This window comes from Neorhizobium sp. SHOUNA12A (assembly GCF_023006505.1).
Classification (GTDB): domain Bacteria; phylum Pseudomonadota; class Alphaproteobacteria; order Rhizobiales; family Rhizobiaceae; genus Neorhizobium.
Map to the genome: position 1 here is coordinate 17110 of NZ_JALBGV010000010.1, position 22981 is coordinate 40090.

Below are 22981 nucleotides of genomic sequence, written 5' to 3' on the forward strand. Positions count from 1 at the left end.
TCATGAACATGCAGACGACAAGCCGCCTCACGGCTGCGGAAACCGCGCTGGTCGAAGCCTTCGGCGCGCAGATCGGCGAACTGCCGGGCAATGGCGCCGTGATCGGCACGCGGGACAGGCTTCTGGACGATCTCAAGAAGTCCGGCCTGCCGACCCGCCGCATCGAGGCCTGGCATTATACCGACCTCAAGAACCTGCTGCGTGTCCTCCCGGACGCCGCTACCGTTTCGGCAATCGATCCGGCCGCGCCTCTGGTCGAGGGATCGAAGGTCCTTTCGATCCTGCAGGGTACTGCCGATGCGAAGGCCGCCGTTGACGGTGTCGAGATCGCGCTCTTCAGGGACAGGCTCGCCGACGGCTTGGCCGCGGCCGGCCTGACGGCGCTCGACAAGGACGACGCGATCGGCCGCATCAACGGCAGCTTCGTGCGTGATGGTTATGCGATCACTGTTCCGGCCAATACTGAATTGGATGCGCCGATCGAACTGCAGGCTCTGCACGGCGCGGGCCAGGTCCATACGCGCTTTCCGGTCTCGTTCGGCGCTGCTTCGAAGGCGACGATCATCGAGCGTCACCGGTCGGTGGCGGAAGGTTCAGCGCTTGTGTCCTCAATCAGTGACATCGCACTGGAGGACGGCGCTGACATCACCTGGATCATCCTGCAGCAACAGGCCGCAGAGGACACCCATCTCGGCCAGATCCGCGTAAAGCTCGGCACCGATGCCAAGCTGCGCCTTTTCGTCATCAATGCCGGCGGAAAGCTGGTGCGCCAGGAACTGCGCATCGACGTGGCCGGCGAGGGTGCCGAACTGACGCTGCGCGGCGTCAACCTGCTCGGCGCGGAAAGCCACACCGACGTCACGCTGGTTCTCGGCCACAACGTGCCGAACACCAACTCGACGGAAATCATCCGCAACGTCGTGTTCGACCGCGCCAACGGCGTCTTCCAGGGCATGATCCGGGTCGCTCCGGACGCACAGAAGACAGACGCCAAGATGTCCTGCAACACGCTTCTGTTGACCGACGATGGCGGGTTCTCGGCCAAGCCCGAGCTCGAAATCTTCGCCGACGACGTGGTCTGCGGCCATGGCGCGACGGTTGCCGATATCGAGAGCAGCCATCTCTTCTACCTGATGGCGCGCGGCGTTCCGGAAAACAAGGCGCGGGCCATGCTGGTCAATGCCTTCGTTGCCGAGATCGTCGAGGAACTCGAGGAAGAAAAGCTGGTCGAGGCGCTGGAAGGCGTCATCTCGGCCTGGCTTGAAAAACACGCCTGAGAAGGGGCCTGACATGGACCAGAGTGTACCCTCGACGACCTACGATGTGGAAGCGATCCGCCGGGATTTTCCGATCCTGTCGACGATGGTGCACGGCAAGCCGCTGGTCTATCTCGACAACGGCGCCTCGGCCCAGAAGCCGCAGGTGGTGATCGACGCGATCAGCCACGCCTATTCGAGCGAATATGCGAACGTCCATCGCGGCCTGCATTTCCTCTCGAATGCCGCGACCGAAGCCTATGAGGCGTCGCGCGAAAAGGTGCGCCGGTTCCTGAATGCCGGTTCGGTGGACGAGATCGTCTTCACCAAAAACTCGACCGAGGCGATCAACACGGTCGCCTACGGCTGGGGCATGCCGAATATCGGCGCCGACGACGAGATCGTCGTGACGATCATGGAGCACCATTCCAACATCGTGCCTTGGCATTTCATCCGCGAGCGGCAGGGCGCCAAGCTCGTCTGGGTGCCGGTCGACGACGAGGGTGCCTTCCATATCGAGGATTTCGAAAAGTCTCTCACCGAAAAGACCAAGCTCGTCGCCATCACCCATATGTCGAACGCGCTCGGCACCGTGGTTCCGGTCAAGGAAGTCTGCCGCATCGCCCACGAGCGCGGCATTCCGGTTCTGATCGACGGCAGCCAGGGCGCCGTGCACATGCCGGTCGATGTCTGCGACATCGATTGCGACTGGTACGTGATGACCGGCCACAAGCTTTACGGTCCGTCCGGTATCGGCGTGCTTTACGGCAAGTCGGACCGGTTGAAGGAGATGCGGCCGTTCCAGGGCGGCGGCGAGATGATCGTCGACGTCACCGAGGATATCGTCACTTACAACGATCCGCCGCATCGTTTCGAGGCGGGTACGCCGCCGATCGTCCAGGCGATCGGGCTCGGTTACGCGCTCGACTACATGGACAAGATCGGCCGCGCCGCGATCGCCCGCCACGAAGCGGACCTAGCCGCCTACGCTGCCGAACGCCTGCGCGCCATCAACTCGCTGCGGATCATCGGCAATGCGCCCGGCAAGGGCGGCATCTTCTCTTTCGAGCTTGCGGGCATCCATGCCCATGACGTCTCGATGGTGATCGACCGCAAGGGCGTGGCGGTCCGCGCCGGCACCCATTGCGCCATGCCGCTCTTGAAGCGCTTCGGCGTCACCTCCACATGCAGGGCATCGTTCGGCATGTATAATACACGTGCCGAAGTGGATGCGCTGGCCGATGCGCTCGACTACGCACGAAATTTCTTTGCTTGAGGACTATTGCCATGGCCGCCGATGAAACGGAATTGAAGTGGGATGCCCGCGAAGGACTGATCCAATCCGCTATTCCGGCCGATGAGTTGGCGCGACTGAGCGACGACGTGATCGGAGCGCTGAAAACGGTCTATGATCCGGAAATCCCCGCCGACATCTTCGAACTCGGTCTGATCTACAAGATCGACATCGAGGACGACCGCATGGTGAAGATCCTGATGACGCTGACAGCGCCAGGTTGCCCGGTCGCCGGCGAAATGCCGGGCTGGGTGGAAAACGCCGTCGGCGCCGTAGAAGGCGTGTCCGGCGTCGAAGTCGAGATGACCTTCGATCCGCCGTGGACGCCGGAGCGCATGTCCGAAGAAGCCCAGGTGGCTGTCGGTTGGTATTGATCGATTAATCGGTCGGTACTACATTTGAATCGTGAAACACCGGACCTTGAATCCGTGTGCGGAAGGAGACTGAGCCCATGGGCTTCGCCATTATGACCATGACCGATGCCGCTGCGACCCGCGTCAAACAGCTCGTTGCCAATTCCGGAACGGAGGCCAAGGGCCTGCGCGTCGGGATCAAGAAAGGCGGCTGCGCCGGCATGGAATACACAGTCGATCTCGTCACCGAGCCGAATGCAAAGGACGACATGATCGAGCACGACGGCGCGAGCGTCTGGATCGAACCTTCCGCCGTGCTTTATCTCCTCGGCACCCAGATGGATTTCGAAGTCACGCAGATGCGCTCAGGCTTCACCTTCGTCAATCCGAACCAGACGTCTGCCTGCGGCTGCGGCGAGTCGGTCGAACTGAAGCCTGCGGATCTCGCTGCGCTCGCAAAGCAGCGCGAAGCCGAAGTCCACGCCTGATTACCTCATGAATTCGTCAGATAGGCGAGGAGTGTCTCCATTGCTCTTCGCGCGGCGTCGGCGTCGCCCGTCCGGATGGCACGGATGACGGCGACATGCTGCGTTACCGCCTGATCCAGCCGTTCGATAGAGGCCGTCGAAAACCACCGCCGCCGCGAATGGGTCTGGAGCGGCGCCAGCGCCGAGGTTAGGAACCGGTTGGGGCAGGCCTCCTCGAGGGTCTCGTCAAAACGCTTGTCGGCATCCAGGAAGCCGTGAATGTCACCGGTCGCCGCTGCGGCACCCATTGCCTTGGCGCAGTCGAGCAGGGCGCTGCGCTGCTCATCGCTGGCATGTTCCGCCACCAAGGCTGCTGCAACCGGTTCAAGCTGGCGCCGCACCTGCATGATGCTGTCGTGGTCGCTCTCGATGATCTCGGTGACCTGCAGCCCGACGCGCGGGCGCACCCGCATCAATCCCTGCCATTCGAGTTTCTGGATCGCTTCGCGCACTGGCGTGCGGCCTTGTCCCGCAAGGCCGATGAGCTGCTTTTCCGTAACCAGCGCACCGGGCGGCAGCTCCATGGTGACGATCAGGGTTTCAAGCCGGTGATAGGCCTGTCTGCTGAGCGGTTCTGCTTCGGATGCCATGGTGATCCTCTCTGATATATCAGAAGCTGGCATGTCGCATTTGGAATGGCAAGCCGGGCTGATATATCAGTCTGCGGTATTCAGTTGTTCGTCGGCGTTCTTGGCGGCCAGAGGCGCTTTGGTCATTCGTGGCGGAGCGCTTCGATCGGATTGAGCTGCGCCGCACGCCGGGCCGGGAAATACCCGAACACCATGCCGATCGCCGCCGAAAAGGCAAAGGCGAGCAGGATGATCGTCGGGCTGGCGACGAAGGGCACGCCGAGGAAGCTGACGACGCCATAGGCGAGCGCGAGGCCCGCGACAATGCCGCTGACGCCGCCGAAGATCGACAGCATCACCGCCTCGACGAGGAACTGGGTCAATACCTGTTGCTCCAGCGCGCCGATCGCCAAGCGAATTCCGATCTCGCGGGTGCGTTCGGTGACCGAAACCAGCATGATGTTCATGATGCCGATGCCGCCGACCAGCAGGCTCACGGCCGCGACGGCACCGAGCAGCCCGGTCAGCAGCACTGTCGTGCCGGTCATCGCCGCGGCGATCTGCGACATGTCGTTGACCGAGAAATCGTCATCGCGGCCGACCGCAATCCTGCGCCTTTCGCGCAGCAGGCTTTCCACATCCGACTGGACTTTTTCGGTTGCCACACCATCCTGCGCCGACAGGATGATACTGCTGATCGTCGTCGTCCCGCCGATCCGCCGCTGGTGCAGTTTCAACGGCATGATGACCGTGTCGTCCTGGTCGTCGCCCATGCCGGACTGGCCCTTGACGGCGAGCACGCCGACCACCGGGCAGGCGACATTGCTGACGCGGATGTTCTGCCCGACCGGGTTGGCTGCGCCAAAAAGTTCCTTGCGCACCGTCTCGCCGATGATGCAGGCAGCCTGGCTGCCGCGGTCCTCGCTGGCGAGGAACGACCGGCCGAGCGACAGATCCCAGTCCTGGGCGATCAGATAATCGTTGTTGGTGCCGATCACGCTGGACGAATGGTTGGCGCCGCCGGCAATCACGGTCGCGGTGCCGCGGTTGACGGGCGCCACGGCGCGAAGTCCGGCCACCTGTTCCTGGATCGCCAGGACATCCTTGTCGTTGAAGCGCTTGGCCTCGCTGCTGGCGCGTCCCGGCCCCCATTGGCCCGGGCGGACGAACAGCGTGTTGGTGCCGAGGCGAGAAAGCTCGGCCTGGACCTTCGCCGTCGTGCCGTTGCCGACCGTGACCATGGCGATGACAGCCGCGACGCCGATCACCACGCCGAGCACCGTCAGGAAGGAGCGCAGCATGTTGCGGCTGATCGCTCGCCAGGCCAGTTTCGCCGTCTCAAAGAACATGATCATGCTCCTTCACCTGCGCCTGGTCGGAGGCGAGGTGGCCGTCGACGAAGCGCAGGAGCCGCTTGCCATAGGCGGCGATGTCCTCTTCGTGGGTGACCATGATCACGGTGATGCCGTTATCTCGATTGAGCCGGGTGATCAGCTCCATGATCTCGGCGCTGGTCCTGGTGTCGAGATTGCCGGTCGGTTCGTCGGCCAGCAGCACGGCGGGATCGGTGACGATGGCGCGGGCAATCGCCACGCGCTGCTGCTGCCCGCCGGACAGTTCCTGGGTCGTGTGCCCTTCGCGGCCCTTGAGGCCGACCTGTTCCAGCGCAACCATCGCACGTTTGCGCCGCTCGCGGTGATCCATGCCGCGATAGACGAGCGGCAGCTCGACATTTTCGACCGCGGACGTGCGGGCTAGAAGATTGAACCCCTGGAACACGAAGCCGAGCATATGCCGGCGTAAAAGTGTCAGCTGGGCGCGGTCGAAGCCGCTCGTCGGAATGCCCTGGAACAGATATTCGCCGGATGAAGGCACGTCGAGCCCGCCGATGATGTTCATCGCAGTCGACTTGCCGGAACCGGACGGACCCATGATCGACACGAACTCGCCCGCCGTGATCGACAGGTCGATATGATCGAGGGCACGGATCGTCGCTTCGCCGTGCCCGTAGAATTTCGAAACCTGTCTGAAGGCGATGATGGGAGGGAGCGTCATCAAAACCCTCCTCAGTTCGCCCGGGTGACGGCGTCCGTGATCAGCAGGTCGCCTTGCTTGATCTCACCGGATTTCAGCACCGTGAATTGGCCGTCGCTGGGGCCGGTCTCGACCTGCACCCGCGTCGGCGCGCCTGCGCGCAGAACCCAGACGGCACGACCCGCTCCCGAAGCATCGTCGCCGCCGCGATTGCCGCGCGGACGCGGCGGCGCAAAAAGCCGGGTGAGGAAATTGCCGCGGCTGCGCGCCGTCGTCGGCGGCGAGTAGCGCAGCGCCGCATTCGGCACGAGGAGCGCGTCGGTGACCGATTGCACGGTAATATCGGCCGTTGCCGTCATGCCGGGACGCAGCAGCAGGTCGGCATTGTCTACCGTCAGGATCGCCTTGTAGGTGACGACGTTGGAGACGGTTTCGGAGGCGAAGCGCACGGTCTGGATGGTGGCGGGAAAGTTGCGATCGGGATAGGCGTCGACAGAGAATTTTGCCGCCTGACCCTCCTGCACATGGCCGACATCCGCCTCGTCAACGGCGACCTGCAGCTCCATGCGCTTTAGGTCGCCGGCAATGGTGAAGAGCACCGGCGCATTGAGCGAAGACGCGACGGTCGCCCCCGGATCCACGGCGCGGGTCAGCACGATGCCGTCGATCGGAGAGACGATCTTGAGCTTCACGAGATTGAGTTCCGACAGCCGCAGATTGGCTTCGGCGGAAAGAACAGACGCCTCGTTGACGGCCTTGGTGGCGAGCGCCGAATCATAGGTGAATTTCGCCGCGTCCAGTTCCTGCTGGGTGGAAATGCGGTTGCTGACGAGGCCGGTCAGGCGGTCGAACGAATTTTTGGCTGAGGCCGCCTCCGCTTCGGCCTTCAGCACGTTGGCCTTTGCCGAGGCGAGCTGGGCGCGGGCGCTCTGGACATCCGCTTCCTGCTTGTTGGTGTCGAGTTCGGCGAGCACATCACCCTGTTTGACCGCGCTGTTATAGCTGACATTGACCTTGCGGACGGTGCCGGACAATTCGCTCGATATGTCCACTTGATCGGTCGGCTGGACCGAGCCTGTCGCCGTGACGATGACCGAGAGGCCGCCGCGCTTGGCCGGTTGCGTCGTGTAATCATAGCGCGGGCCGCCGCTGCCCGAATAGCCATAGGCGCCCGCCGCCACCGCAACGAGAACGACAAAGACCGTCGGCCAGATCCAGCGACGCTTTTTGCGTTGGCTTCCCGAGGTTGCCAGGATCGTGGCGAGATCGGGCGTGCCGCTGGTCTTTGCTGCCGGGTCGGGGGTGTTCTGCACGTTCAACGGCCTGTCCTTTGCTGGATAGCGATACAACCAGGGCTAAATCTCTCGCTGCGCCGTCATGGGGCGCAAATCCGCCCGAAGCATGGTCGCCGGGCGAAATTCTTATGCTCTCTCAATGACATAAAACCGGAAATGGTAAAACTTAAATATCGGTAATGCACGTGTATCGAAGAATACCGGCCATTTCATCAGCCTTTAACGGTAGCGTGGTAGCAATAACCAACCCAATTAATGGGTAGAGGGGTAGTATTGTGGTTAAGAAATTCTCAACATTAGCCGGCGCTTTCGCAGCTATTCTGATGTCAGCGGGTGCTTCGCATGCTGCAGACGATCTTGTGTTCACTCTGATCAACAAGACAAAGGGTACACTTGAGCGCTTTTACACCTCACCGGAAGGTGTGGACAACTGGGAAGAAGACGTTTTCGGCAACGACGTGCTGGAGCCCGGCCAGAGCATCAAGATCACCATCCGCGATGGCCGCCGTACCTGCAAATACGACATGCGCTTCGAATTCTCGGAGGATTCCAAGCTCGAAGACATGGAAGACACGCAGGACTTCTGCAAAATGGGTACTTACACCCTGCACCAATAACCTTTGCCAGCGGCGTGTTTTCGAAGGGTATTGCCTTTTTGAAGAGGCATGCATCGATATCTTCGTTCACGCGTTGTCGGAGCGCTGAAAAGGAGATTTCCCATGATCGATGCTGCAAGAATCAAGGAACACGCCGAAGTCATCGGCGCGGATGGCGTCCATGTTGGAACGGTCGACCGCGTCGAAGGCAGCCGTATCAAGCTGACCAGGAAGGACAGCGGTGAGGGCGGCCATAAAGGCCACCATCACTTCATTCCGCTTGAACTCGTCGCCGATATCGAAGGCAACAGGGTTCGCCTCTCGGCCGATGGCGATGTCGCAGTGACATTCGAAGAGGAAGAGAGCGGCAAGGGTGTTCATTGATTGGTAGACATGAAAAAGCCGGCGCCTCGAAAGAGACGCCGGCTTTTTCGCATGTCAGATCCCAACTTCAGGCGTCTACGTCATTGTGTCGAACCGGGGACGCCGAAGCGTTCGGGCATGAAGGCGGTCTCTGCCGGTGGGCCGCTAAGGCGGTCCGACTTCGCGGTCACGGTCGGTCCGGCAGGATGCATCAGGAGGGCGACGACAAGGCCACCCGCAATCGCAGATCCCAAGGCAATCAGGACATTCTGGGCGCTCATGGCAACGACTCCTCTATTGCCTGACAACACCCTGAAAACGGGAAGGTTCCGGGCAAAACCGGAACCTTCGGATCAATGTCGCGTGACAGGCTATCAAGCTTTCTCGCGGGCCGTCTTGAGCGCCGTTGCCCACCAGGAAAGATCGTCCAGCATGGTCTTTACGCCGGGCTCCAGATGGGTGAGTTCCGACAGTGCCTTGCCCTGCTGCCAGACCGCGAAGAAATCAGCGCCCTGGATGTGGACGCCGGGGCGGGTCGGAACCATCTGAAGTTCGACCGCGATCGTACGGAAATGCTCGACTGCGCGGGCACCGCCGACGCTGCCATAACCGACGGCTGCCGCCGGCTTGCGGTTCCATTCCGGATAGGAGTAGTCGAGCGCGTTCTTGAGCGCCGCCGTGATCGAGCGGTTGTATTCGGCAATCACGAAGATGTAGCCATCGAATTCGGCGACCTTCTTCTGCCAGCGTTGTCCGACTTCGTTTTCCGTCGGAACCCAGGCGTTCGAAGCCCTTTCGTTGAAGAACGGCAGCGGGAAGTCGCGCAGGTCGACGATCTCGAAATCCATATCATCGCGCTTGGATGCCGTATCGTAGATCCACTGTGCCGGCTTGTCGCCGAACCGGACGTCACGCGTGCCATTGGGCGGGACCGCAGAAATATGGCGGTAAGGCCGAAGTGGTCAAGCCGACCCAAGGGGCGGGCGGAAAAGATCATCCGCTTCACGCGATCGTGTCAGTTTTGAACCGAGAGTTCCGTGGGAGAGGCAAGGATATCGCCGCCACCGAGCGATTGATCCGCATATTTGAACGCCAGGATGCTGAGCACCGAAACGATCATGACGATGAATATGATGCGCATAAAGACGCTCCTTCGTCCGGGCAAACGTCTTCTGCTCGTCAAGGTTCCGGTGGAGAGGATATGGGGCGGGGCCAAACGACCGCCGCCCGGTCGCGACAACCGGGCGGCGCCGAGAAGATAAGGCGGGTTCGATGTTCAGCCGATCGAGAAGGGAACCGCGACGAAGGTCTGGTTTTCGCCACGCTGGATAAGAAGCAGGACCGACTTGCGCCCGGACTTCCCGGCTTCGGCAACCGCCGTCTTGGCATCCTTGGCCGACTTCACCGGCTGCTGATTGATCGAAATGATGATGTCTCCCGGCTGCAGGCCGGCATCGGCAGCCGGTTTGTCGGGGGCGACGCTTTCAATCACTGCGCCGTTTTCCCGACGGGGCAGGTTGAGGGCCTGGCGGATATCCGGCGTGATGTCGGCAAGACCGATGCCGATGGTCGGAACGCGCTGGGCACCCTGCATGGACTTGTCGCCATTGTCGGCGGACGCCTGCTGCTGGTCTGGCTCGTTGCCGCCGACCGTGATGCTGAGGTTGCGGTTTTGACCCTGACGCCAGACGGTGAGGCCTTCCTTGGCGCCGGGCGTCAGGTCGGCCACCATGCGCGACAGGTCCCGCGGAGATTTGACCGCCTGGCCGCCGAGCGCGGTGATGACGTCGCCGGTCTGGATACCGGCCTTGGCAGCCGGCGTGCCGTCGTTGACATTGGCAACCAGCGCGCCTTCCGGCTTGTCGAGGCCGATGGCGCTCGCCACATCCGCTGTCACCGGCTGAATCTGCACGCCGATGAAGCCATGCTCGATCGAGCCGTCCTTCATCAGCTTGGCGACGACCTTCTGGGCCTGGTCCGAAGGAATCGCGAAGCCGACTCCGACACTGCCGCCGTTCGGCGAATAGATCGCCGTGTTGATGCCGACGACTTTACCCTCGAGATCAACAAGCGGACCGCCGGAATTGCCGTGGTTGATCGGCGCGTCGATCTGGATGAAGTCATCATAGGGGCCGCTGTGGAGATCGCGGCCGCGGGCCGAAACGATACCGGCCGTGACGGTGGTGCCGATGCCGAACGGATTGCCGATCGCGAGGATCTGGTCGCCGGCATTGAGCTTGTCCGAATCGCCCCAGGCGATGGTGGCCAAGGGCTTCGGCGCGTTGATCTTGATGACCGCGAGGTCGGATTTCGGATCGGTGCCGATCAGCTTGGCGGGCACTTCCGTGCCGTCGTCAAGCGTCACCTTGATGTCGATCGCGTTGTCGATCACGTGGTTGTTGGTGACGACGTAGCCGTCCGCTGTAACGACGAAACCCGAGCCGAGAGCCTCGGCCCGCGGAGCCTGGCGCTGCTGCGGCATCTGGCGCGGCACGGGAATGCCCTGCTGGCCGAAGAACTGCCGGAACTGCTCGTCGAACGGGGAATTGTCGCCGAAGGGCGAACTGTCGTCCGAGGCCACGTTCTGAGCCTTCATCGTGGTGATGATGGTGACCACCGCCGGCTTGTCGGCCGAAACGATCGGTGCGAACGAGCCGCCCGGAGCGACGATGCCGGAAACGGAGCCGGTGACGGAGGTTGCCGCATGTGCCGCGTTGGTGCCGAGAATGATCGGCACGGAGAGCGGCACCGCAACGACGGCGGCGCCGAGAAGGGCAACGATTCGGTGTTTGCGAAGGATGTTGGACATGGAGGTCTTCCTTTCTATCTGCAGCCTCGGCGCCGGGAGGCGGGCGCATCAGGGCAAAGAAGATCGAAGCCGCGCGATGGAGCGCGCACGGCCGATCGGTTGGTTTCGAAGATTCACGATGCTGAAGAGTCGGCGAGGAAAGCCGCTACTTCAGAAAGCCTGATCACCGGGACATAGGTGAAGCGGAGTGAACGCCGGGAGATCGAAGTCGATCCTCGGGCGGGCCGGTGAGGTGCATCACCGGGCAGGGCGCCGGTGGTGCCGGGGAATGCTGGTTTATCGGGACAAGCGAGCGCATATGGGCACCACCTTCAGCAAACGATCTGAAACTGGCTCTGCCGTCACGGCATTTCCGGCCGTCGGCATCACTCAGTCCTGAAGATGAAAATACGCCAGGAGACGTCGAAGGTCAGCTTAACAATAAATAAGGTTCGGAATGCCTCGTCCGCCGAATTTCGGGCCTAATCTTAGGCTCCGGAGATTTTCTCCATCCAGCATACATAGAGATTTCAAATGCTTGGCGCGGTTATCCGAGTTTTCATCTGTCCGCCGGCTACCGCTGCGAAGGTGAATAGGTGGTAATGATTGGTGTTCGCTCTCAACATGAGCAAATTGTAATCGATAAGGAGTGGCTTTTCGCCCTGCAATTCCGCGTGTCGGATTTGAGAATGGACGGCCGACGTGATCTCGTGGCAGCGACGTGACGTCAATCGGTCGCCCGACCCCGTTCTAAAACTAACGGCAGTCGCGTCCTGATCGGCTTGTGACAGACCGGCTGGATTTCGTCCACCCACATTTTGACAGGCCGATCACACCGATTCTATCCGCCAAGGCGGAACCGGTGGCGCCCGCAGCCTCACCCACGCGTCAGACTATAGCGATCACATTGGCATTGGCTAATTAGGGCAATCGGCTGATTGGGCTGCTTTGATCTAAATGGTGAGAGCGTCGGGGTTCGAACCCGAGACCTACTGATTAAAAGTCTAAATAGGCGACGTCTAGGATGTTGATTTTAAGTGATTATTTTCATTTGAAAACGTACTGTGCGAGAAAGTGTGCGTGCGAGGCCCACGTCCTAGCTGTAAAAACATGAAGCACACGCGGGTCCGCCATCGCGTGCACTTCATGGCCTAAGCAAAACATCCGACACCAACGCTGTGGGCGCTTTCGACCATGTTAGCAATTCACGATAGATGTCTGGCGGCAGTGTCACACCACGCCGGCCACATGTAGCGACCCGCCGTGAGGTCGGGGCGGCCGCCGGTATGCTCCCGACGTGAAACAGGAACACGTCGAGCAAAAATATACTCCGGACCCCGACAGATTGTTCCAGCCACCGATAGCAAGGGCAGCAGCTGATGGCGTCAGATAGTGCTGACGGTCGAGGCGGAAGGCACGGTACTCACCGGGATGATGCCCCCAAGCGCTTCTTGCACGAAAATCTCGTCCAGCATGTCACCGTCTGCATTGCAAACACGGACGCTCCAGAGCTTGAATTCCTCACCGCTGCGGAGGCAGTCGGCCGCGAGGTCGCGGGTTCCTTGGAGGGCTTCGAACCTGGCGGTTTGAAGATCGGGATACTCGGACCCATCAGGGTCCGCGATGAAGTCGTGCAGATAGTTCAGGTGGAGGTAGAACCGTTGCATGTGCTGCTCCTGTCTGAAGGCGCGACAACAACCGGCAAGGATCTTTGTTCCTGTACGCTAGCGCACCAAAGTTCGGCCGCCGCTCCGTCGCCCCACATACCGAGTCCCCTCATCATCCCAGATGAGTCAGCCTGCGTCTTTTGGGAACGAAACTCGTGATCGGAACGCCCAGACTACTGCGGCCGAGACGATTACGACGCAAATAACGAAAAGCAACAGATATGTACCCATAATTGATACTCCTAACGAAATACAACCAACGGGAGATCGAAAGGTTCCGCCCATTACACGTTTCGGCGGCGAATCAGGCTGATGCCACTTACGTGTCGTCCGACGGATCGTCGTCGCGGAAGAACGTGATGCTGCCTACGGCAAACATCAGCGTGACGAGCTGGACGGGCTTGACGGAATAACCCCTCCCTGCACACCTCTGCTCCGTTTGCTGGCCACGATCTCCTCAAGCGACTTGCCGGCCTTCTGTGTCAGCCTCTCCAGCCTTACTGCTCGCCGCATGCAGGAAATCCGCGGCACGCTGCGCATGGGCGGCGGCAGTGAAGATTGCCCGATTGTCCCCCTTAAGGACAGCCAGCCAGTTGCCGATGTAGGCCGCATGGTCCTCCCGAACTTCGGGCGTGATGTGGAGGTCGGCGCAAAGGAAGGCGCTGCCAAGCTCGGCCACCAGTTCCTCGGCGGCATAGCCCTCGTCACCCCAGCGCTTGCGGCCAAGATCGCGGGCGAGGCGGCTCTTGTGTTTGGTCGCATGGATTTCCTCATGGGCGAGCGTGGCATAATAGCTTTCGGCATCCCTGAACGTCTCGAAGAATGGCATCTGCACCCGGTCCACGCTTTCGGCATAGAACGCGCGGTTGCCGCCATGGCCAACCTCGATGCCGGTAGCGGCAAAGAAGGCTTCCGCATTGGCAAGGCGCTGCACTGGATCAAGGATCGTCTGCGCCGGCCGGCTATACTGTTCCGGCAATCCCTCCATCTGCTCGGCGTTGAAGACGGTGTATCCCTTCATGAACGGAATATCGCGCTCGACTTCTTCTCCGCTCGCCTCATTGGTCTCGCTGCGGTGAAGCGTGCTGGCATAGACGACAAGGCTGCCCTGTTCGCCCTTCCTCACATGCCCGCCAAGCTCCTCGCACTGCTTGTACGTCATCCAGATTGGGACGGCATATCCCTTGGTGACCGCCTCCGACCACAGCATGATCGTGTTGATGCCGCGATAGGCTACACCGTTCGCCCGGAGCGGCCTCGTGATACGGCCTGCCGCATGTTCGGCGTTCCACGGCCGCATCCACGGCCTGACGCCCTTTTCCAGTTCGGCGACAATGTGGTTGGTGATTTTCTCGTAAATATCCTGTGTCATGGGAAAGCCTCGCTTTTCAAGGGTTGAACCTGCGAAGCTCTTTTTCTTCAAAGCCGCGCATGAACCCTTGGCCAGCGCCGAGCGTCCAACCTTAAAAGCCCGCGTCAGCGGGTTGGACGATCGACCGAAAGAACGGGGCTCCAAAGCGTCACCGCCCAAGGGCGGGACGTTCCGACAACACGGGAGGCCAGCCCAGCGCAGCGGCTGGCCGAATGGAGCGGGCCGGAGGAACTGAGGCTATTGGAAAATGCCCCGATCGTCGGTGTAAGCTAGGAAAAAGGGTGCCCTGCGCGCAATAGCGCGACAGATGTTCAGGCGACTGAGGCTCAGTCGTCGCCGCTGATCTCCTGTCAGGGATCGTTTACCCGCAGGGGCGGAAGTCTTCCTGCAATCCTGCCTGGTCGGCGAGGGGCGGGGCAGCAAGAGCCAAGGTTTCAGATGGCGGGCGCACAGGCATAGCCCTGTGAGTTGCCCTTTGCCCGCGTAAGTGGCGAACCTTTAATAATAGCAGCCTATAGAAATAAAAGGATCAAGAAACAGGGCTTTCCAGCATGACCGAGACTACCAAAATCCTGTGTTGCCGCATCTCTTGGATGCCGGAATACAAATCCAAAGAGGAAAGGCCTTTTTCCTATCATCGATACATTCTCGACAAGAATACCCCTTATGAGGCCCTGAATTTTTTGGCAGGCGACGACGGGCAATTTCGCGGATATGTACCCGTCGGCGGTGATGCAGACGACAATTTTGGTAAGATTAATATTGCCCGTCTCGGAGGGACTCGGGGATCAGATCGGGTGGAGGGCGTTACCGTTGTATTCTGCGCCCCTCATGAGCACCAGGGTGGGTTGCGCATCGTCGGATTCTATCGCAATGCGACTGTACTGAAAGAGCCAGAGATTTCCGATCTGCCCGACCGTACCCGGGTTACTCGCGTGATCTCGGACGATGCTGTGCTGATCCCTGAGGCGGACCGCATTTTCCTCATTCCGGGGCGGCATGACGGCGGCTTCGGCCAATCCAGTCTATGGTACGGGCTGAATGAAGGTCATCCCTTGCGCGACGAGATCCTGCGTTATGTCGAGAATACAATGGAGTTGCCGTCTTCCCAACCAAGCGTAATCGAATACCGCCGCCGCAAGACACATGAACGGTGGGAAGGACGCGGCGCCACCCGAGGCTTTATCCATCAAAAGGGATTTCGCTGTGAAGCCTGCGACTATACCATCTCCCCAAAAGATCAACTGATCTGGGGAAGCGGATTTGAGTTGCACCATCTCATGCCTTGGGCCGGGATGCAGGAAGGCGTGGAGCGGGAGCTCACCGCAGATGACTTTGCCGTCCTGTGCGCGACCTGCCACCGTGCAATTCACCGGTCTGACCATGTGTCAGATGTGAGGACGTTTCGTTCACGGGTTCTGGTAAAACGCGGTGTTTGAGACGCGGCTGCCAAGTATGCTTTTCATCCTTGCGTTGCACCGATAAAGTGCGGCGCGAAATGCTTATTTTGGGAAGAAGTATGACGAAACTCCGTTTGGCTGGCGTTTCCTGGGTGATGACATCGGTGCCAGCCTTGGCAGATACCCCAGATATACGCAGCGCGATAGCCGCAGAATCTCAAGCGTTCTGGGCGGGCGCTTCGTTTTTGATAACGATGATATCGTTGGTTGTGAGCTGCCTTGCTTTATGGGCCCTGTTTGTAAGCCTAAAGCAGACTCGGACCGCGCTTGAAGACACCAAAAATCTCGGTCAGCGCCAGGCTCGTGCCTATGTTGAGGCCAATGACCTGCAACTTAGCTACGACCAAGGCGACTTAGTCGTTATCTGTAAAAACTCGGGAGAAACCCCCAGCCCATTTTTCGCGGTGGGTGTCGAGGCAAGAAAAGTGCACAAAAGCAACATGTATCATGTGCTTTCCGAAATACCGCAAGCAACTCCGCGGAAAAGTTGGGCCGCGTTGGGAAAAGGAGCCGAGTGGCCTGCAAAAGTGACGCCGGACACAGGAAGCCAATCGGTGAGGGAGTTTGGTGAAAATGCCTTCAATGATGATGAACGACTACTTGTGACAGGGACTATCATTTACCAGGATATCTTCGATCGTTTTTTTCGAACGGAATTTGCCTTCTTTACTTACAACAAAATACGAGACGAATTCTTCCGACCAAATGGGCATTTCACATCATATGTCGAACTTCCAAAATCTCAGGTGGACATATTACTTGGCACCAAGCAATAGATCCCGCCTAGCGATTTGGAATCCATGTCGATACGAACTAGTTGTTGGATAAACTCTCGAGAAAGATTTGAATTTCCTCGATATCGAGCGGTGGATCATTCCGCCGGGCCAGCCATTCATCCGGCAAACCGGCGATCGCGCGGAACCTCGGGTAGAAATCCCGCCGACGATCGGCATCAAGCGCCTCAAGGGCATGCTTGGCCTGTTTCGAAATACGAAGCGGGGTCCGGACCTCGCCGCGACCGTTTACGATCGCTATCAATGAGCGATGCGTGAACCCGCTCGTGTCCCCCGCGCGTCCGGTGGACTTTCCTTTGTGATATTTTTGAAGCTTGACCGTGACGACGAGGCTTCGTTCGGTTGCCTCCAAAAGGGACAATAACGATTTGCCGTTAACATAAAGCCGGCTGCCGCTCTCACTCCACGCGTATTCCCCTTTACCACCTTCAGCACCCCAGGCTTCGGCCCGGAACGCCGTTGTCGTGCCGGCCAGCCATCGACGAACGGCAGGATCATCCGGGTGTGCCTTCATCAATGCTACGGTCGAATCTGTTGGGAACGGCCTATCGAGGGCGGTGGAGGCGCCGTAGGGATCATGTCGATCCAAGCGACGCTCGGTGTTCGGCGTTTCCGCAACCCACGGCTGGACTGTATGGCCGTCAGGGCCGAAATTTCGGCTGACCTCGTCGTCGCTGTCAGGCAACCAGCGAAAGAATGGCTGATCGGACAACAAAGCCATGGCTGTCGACTGAGCGTCGCTTGCATTCGCCAACACGCTGCAAACATTCACCGTCGTATCACGGCCGATCGACCATCGCCCCGCGACCGGGATCCAATCCGCAACGACTTTGCCACCGTCCAAGCCCAGTAGAGGCGAGAGACGCCGGCTGTCCTCGCGCGCGGATTCGGAACCACCGCTCTCGGGCATGGGCATGTCCGCTTCTGTGGTGAGATCGAGCGGAAACAGGTCAGTAAGATCGGCAAGCCAAAAGTTGTCTTTCCGCGACAACCGATAGTCCTTGAGGAAAGCCGCCCACGCGTCACCGCTCCAGTCCTCGCCAACTACCGTGCGCGCTGCCAAGAGATCACCGGCAACAAGCATCAGCCCATGCCAGGCAAGATATCCACCGTACAGGTCGCGGTCGGGAAGGTAGGCTGAAGACCAAGATTGACTATAGCCGCTGGTGCGCGCGCAATCATGCATTGATCGAACCGTCGCGTCCCAACGGCGAACCCGCGCGCTGATCTGGTCATCGACCTCCCAGCCGGGGCAACCGAAGACATGGCACAAGCTCTCAACATGATATTTGTCGAAGTCGTAATCGAGGTGAAAGGCATCATTCGGCTGTGGCGACGAATCTGGCCGTGTGGCGTAGCGGTACTGGGTGTAGTCTGCGCGAGGGGCATGGGGATAAGGCGACACGTTCGCCAATTCGAGCTGAGCTATTAGTGCGTCGCGCTCGCCGGACGCCAAAGTTTCGGCGATCTCGCGGAGTATGTCGATTGCGAAAGCACGCATTGCCACGTGCGGGAAATCGGTAGAAAAGGCGATGCGCTCAAAAAATGCACGTCGGGAACTGAGCACGTCGGCGGATTCTTTCGCCACGCGCGAAAGCGCGATCAATAGCCAGAGCTGCGCATGCATGGTGTAGAAGGGCAGCTTTGCATCACTGAAAGGCATGCCCGCACTAGAGTGAAAGCGGTCGATCAGCGACCCGATCACGTCGAAACTTCCGACTTCAGCCAGACGCCGCACGGCATGTGCAGCGCGCCATCGCATCGCCGCGACGGGGTGACCCAACCTCGCCCAAACAAGCCCTGTTACCACGGTGGCCTCGTCGTCCACGACAGCGAACCGTGCATCCCACGGACCGTCGCCAACTTCCGCGGGCAGCTTCTCGCCGGTGTTCGCCAGAAACCTTTCGAGACCCTCCACAAGGGCGCTGTCGCTCGTTTCAGCGGCCAGCCTGGCGGCCAGTGACAGCCAAGCATTGCCTCCAAGGCTATCCGTGCTGCTGCGCAGGCCTGCAACCACATGTTCGACAAGAGCGGCCGGATTGGCGTGGAAATATTGCTCAAGCCCCTGCCAGCCGCCCCACGCATCAGTGCTCGAACTCGCGAGTTCATTGGCATGTTTAGATGCCAGCCGGAGTCCGAGCTCCGGAAGTGCATCGCGCATGGCCGCCGAGGATTTGCTCCAATCCTCCAGATGATCATCCAGCGCGTGGATCTTGTCGGCAAGCGTCGCAGCCGTCGCTTCGACGACCGCGCGGACGAATGCCAGTCGATCCACAGGGGAGGTCGCCTGCTTGGCGAGTTCCAACAGTGTCCGAACAGGCCATGGCCGTCCTGTATGATCAATTTCCCTATTCAAAATCTGGCGGTCGATCTCATCCGGGTCACCTAGGTCGATCGGGAACACCGCGAGAGGCTCTGCGGTGATCGCCGCTAGGATTGTGGACCGTTGTTCAGATTTTTGCCCGCGCCGGGCGAGCAGTCCCGCGATCCGCATGCGGGCCGGAGAGGTGACGGGAAGATAATTCTCGGCGAGGCGATGCAAACCTTCGATCGTTTCCTGGGCCGGGGACAGTTGATCGTTGCGATCGATCTCGACGAGAAGGAGATTGAAAAACCATTCTCGCTGTCCTTGGGGCAGGCGACCTACAGCTTCCGACGCGAAGCTCGAAATGTGCCAGGTCCACGTTTCAGTCGGAGCAGCCAGCCCGAACAGCGCGACCGCCGCTTGAACCGAGAGCTTGGAATTACGCAAGAGGACCGTAAGTGCGGGACCGAGAGAGTAGCCGAGACTTGCGGCGTCGCGATCATCCAATCGCGCCAGGTTTGCCAGCGTCGCGCGACCAGCAACTGGTACCATGGCTTTCGCATATTCGATCCACGGAAACCGGCCATCCTCATTTTGATTCAGCTCGAGGATGCGGGCGAGGGTGTGCGATGCCTGGGGCGCTAGTTCCGGTCCGGAATAGTGCCCGGCCAGTTCCAGAAGGTGATTGGTGCGATCAAAGTCGTCGGACCCGATCGCTTCGGCCAAATCCAGCGCGCGGCGGAAATATGCCGCAGCCTCGTCGACGCTGACCCGCCAAACCGCGCGCGCGAGGCTACCATAGGCAGTGATCCTGGATTCCACGTCAGTATCAAGTTGAATCCTCCGCTCAACGTGATCCGCCAACAGCATCGCAGCATTGTGGCATTGCGGTATACGAGAAAGCCGGGTCACTACGTCGGTCAGCTCAGGCGTGAACAAGCCCGGGGCGGCCGCCAACCATTCGGCTATACGAGTTGCAAACGCTGCGTCGAGCGCTCCTAGTGCGTCGGCGAGATGGAAGATGATGCGGAAGCCTATCCGCGCGATGTAGGCCTTGGCGTCCCGGTACGGATAGTTCGATGATTTATCTACGTCGCTGACCAGACGGTCGAACGCTGCGCCCAGCATCGCTGTGCGCGTTGTTCCGCGCGGCGGTCGAATGATATTGGCGGCATCCTGCGCGTATTCCAGCAACGGCATGATGCGATTACTGAGTGCGCGCGAATAGTCCGATCTCGTCTGCTCATCGAGGCCATCACGTCGTTTTCGCCGCCGCCATGTTCCATCGTATTTCGGTGCGGCCAGCTTCTGCGTGAGCGTGCGAAGGAAGACCGCGGCACCGCGTGAGCGCGCACTTGCAGGCACCAATGCCATGAGCTCGGCCGGCACAATGTCAATCAAGGCGACAGGTTTGCGCTGAAGCGCCGCCCGCACCCCTGCGGCGAGGGCGGTCACATCAACTGAGCTGTCTATGGGAAAGTAACTCGAATAGTTGTAGATGGCCTGGGTTTTAAGAGCTGCCCCGTCAAGAATGGCGGTCCCCTCTTGCTCAAGGCTGAGATCAATCGCTCGCGCGGCCGCCAGTACGCTGGCCATGGCCAAGCCTTGGTTCTTGTCGGTAGCGGGAGGAGCGGCCGAAAGCGCGGTAATCAGTCTTCGGGCATGAGCGGGACCGCCACCGGCAAACTGAAGCGCAGCCGCAAAGAGGCCTCGCGATGGAAGTCTGCATCGCAGTAGCCGTGTTGCGACGCGTGTGGCCGGAGGATGGGCGGAACACTGGTGGCGCTCAAGAAGGTCAAATAGATCATGAAATTTGTCGAACGCGAGCCCGGCATCCTGGCGCGAGAAAAATTCCGCAACACGAATGTCGTTGCCCGCAAGCATCTCGACATAAGCGAAGCCAATGTCATCCCATTGGCGCGAAGACTTTGATTCGTTGAACTGCGAGCCATTTTTGGGCCGCGCAGCCCAGTTGTGCCAATCGATCGATCGCCGGGCGTGGCGGCGAGCTTCATCCCGATCGCCTGCAAACACATTTGCCAGCGCCAATCTCGCATGCTTGCCGCCCGGCCAACCCACGTTGGTCGCGGCGAGCCTGCGCAACGCCTCCGGGTCACCGGCTACGGCAGCGACATCTGGATGCTCGTAGAGAAATCGGTCCGATCGTTCATGACCAGCGGCAACGACTGAAGCCTCCAGCAGGAGGCGGAGCAGATCGTCGCGGCGGCCGAGCTCCCCCGCGAGCGCGATCGCAGCTGTGATTCGTGCCAATCGGATATCTCGAGCGCTGACTTGTGAAGCACCAACGGGAACACGCAGGTCGTAAGCCAGCCGAATGAGCTGATCGGCATTGCGTAGCGATGTCAGCAGCGCTGGCAATGCCCGGGCCGCATAGTTTGAGATCAGTTGCCGCTCCTGAAGTGCGGCAATGACCCGGTCTCGGCCCGCTTGACTCGTGCCATAAGAGGAGCGGATCAAGGTCTCCGTGGGCTCGTCGCGGAACATCAGGCCGTGGGGCGTTCGTTCAAGCAAGGGAGCAAGGTCCGCGGCGAAACTCTCCACCTGCTCGGCGATCAGCCCATGCGCGGCAGCAAGTTCATCAATTGGCACCGGAGGCGCCAACAAGGCGATTCCGGTAAGCAGAAGATCGATGTCGGCATTCTTGGCGCCGCGGGAGATCGCCGTATTGCGGGCATCTTCAAGCCTCTTCCGGAGAAGAGAATCAAGCAGGTCATGTGGTTCGGCAGGGGTGTCGGGAAAAAACACCGGATCAAAAGGCCGACCGGCTGCAATCAGACTATCGAGGCAGCGTGGGTTGCGGCCGGACCGCATGAGCAGCGCGGCGACTTCAGCTGCAGAAGCGTCCGGTACTCGGCGCGCGATGAGTGTTCGCGCCTCCGTGTCCGTGAATAATGGCACGGCAAAAGAGCGGTGTGCGCTATCACCGGTTGCTAGCGTGAGCCGCTCAGTGCGGCATGAAGCAACGATCCGAATACCATCGATCGGGTCCACGCTAAGGCTGCGCAAGAGGAGATGGGCAAATGACGATGTTCCGGTCTCCTGAGCAGCAAGCCCGGCATGGTCAATAGCATCCAAGACGAGCGAAACACACGCGTCGCTGTCCACGGTCCGCGCGGTAGCCACCGCCTGAGTAAGACGCCGGCGAAATGCCTTCAGCAAGCCCGTCATGTCTGCAACGGGCAGGAGGATATCGCAAAGTCCTTGCCCGGAAAGGAGATTGGCAAGGTGAACCAATGTCCGCTCCGGAAGGTGTCGACCATCAGCAGGGTCCCGCCATCGCCCTGCGCCGAATCCATCGAAGAGCACAGCGGGTCCATCAGCTTGCAGCCGCTCGGCTATACCCTGCATCAACACGGTCTTGCCCATGCCGCCTGCTGCATGGACAATAAGGGGGGAACCGGCCTGACGGGCAAGGTTTGTAATATCGTCGAGGACGGAGCGCTGGATGACGTCCTCAAGGCCGGGAAACGCATCGGGAGTCGGATACAAACGATCCTCGTGCTCAACCTCCAGCTCGGCCAGGACGGCCACCCGATCAATACGCTTATCAGTCTCGCTGCCGGGGCCTGCCTTGATCCTGATAAGATTCCGAAGCTTGAGCAGGCGCTTCTCGGCGTCCGGATCACTGGGCTCGCTCCATGCAGCGAGCGTCGCGGAAATCGCTCGCTCCGCATCGATCAGGCTCCCCTTGCTGCCCACCAACGCCAGCCGAGGCAACAGCTCGGCCGCGGGATACGGATAGTTCTTCAAGGCTTGCGTGATCTGGCCTGCCTGGCGACCCACGTCACCGTCCGGGTCAATGCCATTGATCACCGCCGCGATCGCCGTACCTAAATTGCTATGGATGGGGCGATTGGTCGCAAATTCATACCTGACCACCTTGGCGATATGCTCGTCGCCGTGCTTCGTTCGGAGCTCAGCGTCGGTCGTGGCAAACTTGGTGAGGGTGGAAGCAATATCTGCTGCTCGGACTGCCGTGTCCGCACTTGCGATAGAGTATTTGAACTGGATGACCGTGACCCGGCGTGATCGGGCGACGTCGGTACCTCCATAATACTGAACAAGATCGGCAATCTCGACCGCACCGGTCCCGAGTTCCTGTTCGTCCTTCTCATCGAAACCTTCAAGCGTGATTGCAGTAAGGTCTGTTGCCGGTAAAAGGAGTTCGAGCGCAGTACGCGCGGCCCATGCCTCATGAAAAGCATGGCCGGCTTTGGACGCTCGTACTTTGTCGATTAGAATCGGCCTCACGCTGGGGTCTTCGTCATCAGTCATGATTTGCTTGAT

19 protein-coding genes are annotated in these 22981 nt (G+C 60.1%); 8 read left to right on the forward strand and 11 right to left on the reverse strand.

The window, feature by feature from the left end; all coding sequences use genetic code 11:
- The first annotated feature begins 2 nt into the window (after positions 1-2).
- From sufD to sufA, 4 genes are all read left to right on the forward strand, one after another.
- Positions 3-1277 carry a Fe-S cluster assembly protein SufD gene (sufD, locus tag MOV63_RS07100; RefSeq protein ID WP_247032922.1) on the forward strand — a complete coding sequence of 425 codons (1275 nt, stop codon included), beginning with the start codon at positions 3-5 and terminating at the stop codon, positions 1275-1277.
- A 13-nt stretch (positions 1278-1290) separates the two neighbouring features.
- Positions 1291-2532 (forward strand): cysteine desulfurase, encoded by a 1242-nt coding sequence (locus tag MOV63_RS07105; RefSeq protein ID WP_247032924.1) that lies wholly within the window; start codon positions 1291-1293, stop codon positions 2530-2532.
- A gap of 11 nt (positions 2533-2543) precedes the next feature.
- The gene (locus tag MOV63_RS07110) at positions 2544-2924 is read left to right on the forward strand and encodes an SUF system Fe-S cluster assembly protein (protein ID WP_038542934.1); all 381 of its coding nucleotides are present in this window, start codon (positions 2544-2546) and stop codon (positions 2922-2924) included.
- A gap of 77 nt (positions 2925-3001) precedes the next feature.
- The gene (gene sufA / locus MOV63_RS07115) at positions 3002-3391 is read left to right on the forward strand and encodes a Fe-S cluster assembly scaffold SufA (protein WP_038542936.1); all 390 of its coding nucleotides are present in this window, start codon (positions 3002-3004) and stop codon (positions 3389-3391) included.
- 5 nt (positions 3392-3396) lie between these two features.
- Here the strand turns inward: sufA and MOV63_RS07120 are convergent, their stop codons facing one another.
- The 4 genes from MOV63_RS07120 to MOV63_RS07135 all read right to left on the reverse strand — a co-directional run bounded on the left by MOV63_RS07120 (position 3397) and on the right by MOV63_RS07135 (position 7352).
- A complete protein-coding gene (locus tag MOV63_RS07120) occupies positions 3397-4020 on the reverse strand; it encodes a GntR family transcriptional regulator (RefSeq protein WP_247032926.1) in 624 nt (207 codons plus the stop codon).
- A gap of 122 nt (positions 4021-4142) precedes the next feature.
- Positions 4143-5348, reverse strand: coding sequence for an ABC transporter permease (locus tag MOV63_RS07125; protein WP_247033065.1), 1206 nt, complete (start codon positions 5346-5348; stop codon positions 4143-4145).
- Positions 5338-6054 carry an ABC transporter ATP-binding protein gene (locus MOV63_RS07130; protein ID WP_247032928.1) on the reverse strand — a complete coding sequence of 239 codons (717 nt, stop codon included), beginning with the start codon at positions 6052-6054 and terminating at the stop codon, positions 5338-5340. The genes MOV63_RS07125 and MOV63_RS07130 overlap by 11 nt, the downstream gene beginning before the upstream one ends.
- A gap of 11 nt (positions 6055-6065) precedes the next feature.
- Positions 6066-7352 carry an efflux RND transporter periplasmic adaptor subunit gene (locus MOV63_RS07135; RefSeq protein WP_247032929.1) on the reverse strand — a complete coding sequence of 429 codons (1287 nt, stop codon included), beginning with the start codon at positions 7350-7352 and terminating at the stop codon, positions 6066-6068.
- Positions 7353-7651: 299 nt separating this feature from the next.
- Here MOV63_RS07135 and MOV63_RS07140 point away from each other — a divergent pair, with 299 nt between their 5' ends.
- Together MOV63_RS07140 and MOV63_RS07145 are read left to right on the forward strand one after the other, a co-directional pair.
- Positions 7652-7945: a hypothetical protein gene (locus tag MOV63_RS07140; RefSeq protein WP_247033066.1), complete on the forward strand. Its 294-nt coding sequence runs from the start codon at positions 7652-7654 to the stop codon at positions 7943-7945.
- A 102-nt stretch (positions 7946-8047) separates the two neighbouring features.
- Positions 8048-8308 (forward strand): DUF2171 domain-containing protein, encoded by a 261-nt coding sequence (locus MOV63_RS07145; RefSeq protein WP_038542946.1) that lies wholly within the window; start codon positions 8048-8050, stop codon positions 8306-8308.
- Positions 8309-8388: 80 nt separating this feature from the next.
- On the opposite strand, the gene MOV63_RS07150 is transcribed toward MOV63_RS07145, so the two are convergent.
- The 6 genes from MOV63_RS07150 to MOV63_RS07170 form a co-directional block, all read right to left on the reverse strand.
- A complete protein-coding gene (locus tag MOV63_RS07150; RefSeq protein WP_038542948.1) occupies positions 8389-8568 on the reverse strand; it encodes a hypothetical protein in 180 nt (59 codons plus the stop codon).
- A gap of 93 nt (positions 8569-8661) precedes the next feature.
- Complete coding sequence (locus tag MOV63_RS07155; RefSeq protein ID WP_247033068.1) at positions 8662-9228, reverse strand: NADPH-dependent FMN reductase; 567 nt, start codon at positions 9226-9228, stop codon at positions 8662-8664.
- 74 nt (positions 9229-9302) lie between these two features.
- Complete coding sequence (locus tag MOV63_RS32570) at positions 9303-9428, reverse strand: hypothetical protein (protein WP_258719133.1); 126 nt, start codon at positions 9426-9428, stop codon at positions 9303-9305.
- A 135-nt stretch (positions 9429-9563) separates the two neighbouring features.
- Positions 9564-11096 (reverse strand): DegQ family serine endoprotease, encoded by a 1533-nt coding sequence (locus MOV63_RS07160; protein WP_247032930.1) that lies wholly within the window; start codon positions 11094-11096, stop codon positions 9564-9566.
- A gap of 1364 nt (positions 11097-12460) precedes the next feature.
- Entirely contained in the window at positions 12461-12742 is a 282-nt protein-coding gene (locus MOV63_RS07165) for a DUF6894 family protein (protein ID WP_247032931.1), read from the reverse strand.
- A 457-nt stretch (positions 12743-13199) separates the two neighbouring features.
- Positions 13200-14114 (reverse strand): ArdC family protein, encoded by a 915-nt coding sequence (locus MOV63_RS07170; RefSeq protein ID WP_247032936.1) that lies wholly within the window; start codon positions 14112-14114, stop codon positions 13200-13202.
- Positions 14115-14665: 551 nt separating this feature from the next.
- Here MOV63_RS07170 and MOV63_RS07175 point away from each other — a divergent pair.
- The gene (locus MOV63_RS07175; protein WP_247032944.1) at positions 14666-15553 is read left to right on the forward strand and encodes an HNH endonuclease; all 888 of its coding nucleotides are present in this window, start codon (positions 14666-14668) and stop codon (positions 15551-15553) included.
- Positions 15554-15633: 80 nt separating this feature from the next.
- Positions 15634-16350, forward strand: a complete 717-nt coding sequence (locus tag MOV63_RS07180) for a hypothetical protein (protein ID WP_247032945.1) — start codon at positions 15634-15636, stop codon at positions 16348-16350.
- Positions 16351-16387: 37 nt separating this feature from the next.
- On the opposite strand, the gene MOV63_RS07185 is transcribed toward MOV63_RS07180, so the two are convergent.
- Complete coding sequence (locus tag MOV63_RS07185) at positions 16388-22969, reverse strand: ATP-binding protein (protein WP_247032946.1); 6582 nt, start codon at positions 22967-22969, stop codon at positions 16388-16390.
- Positions 22970-22981: the final 12 nt, after the last annotated feature.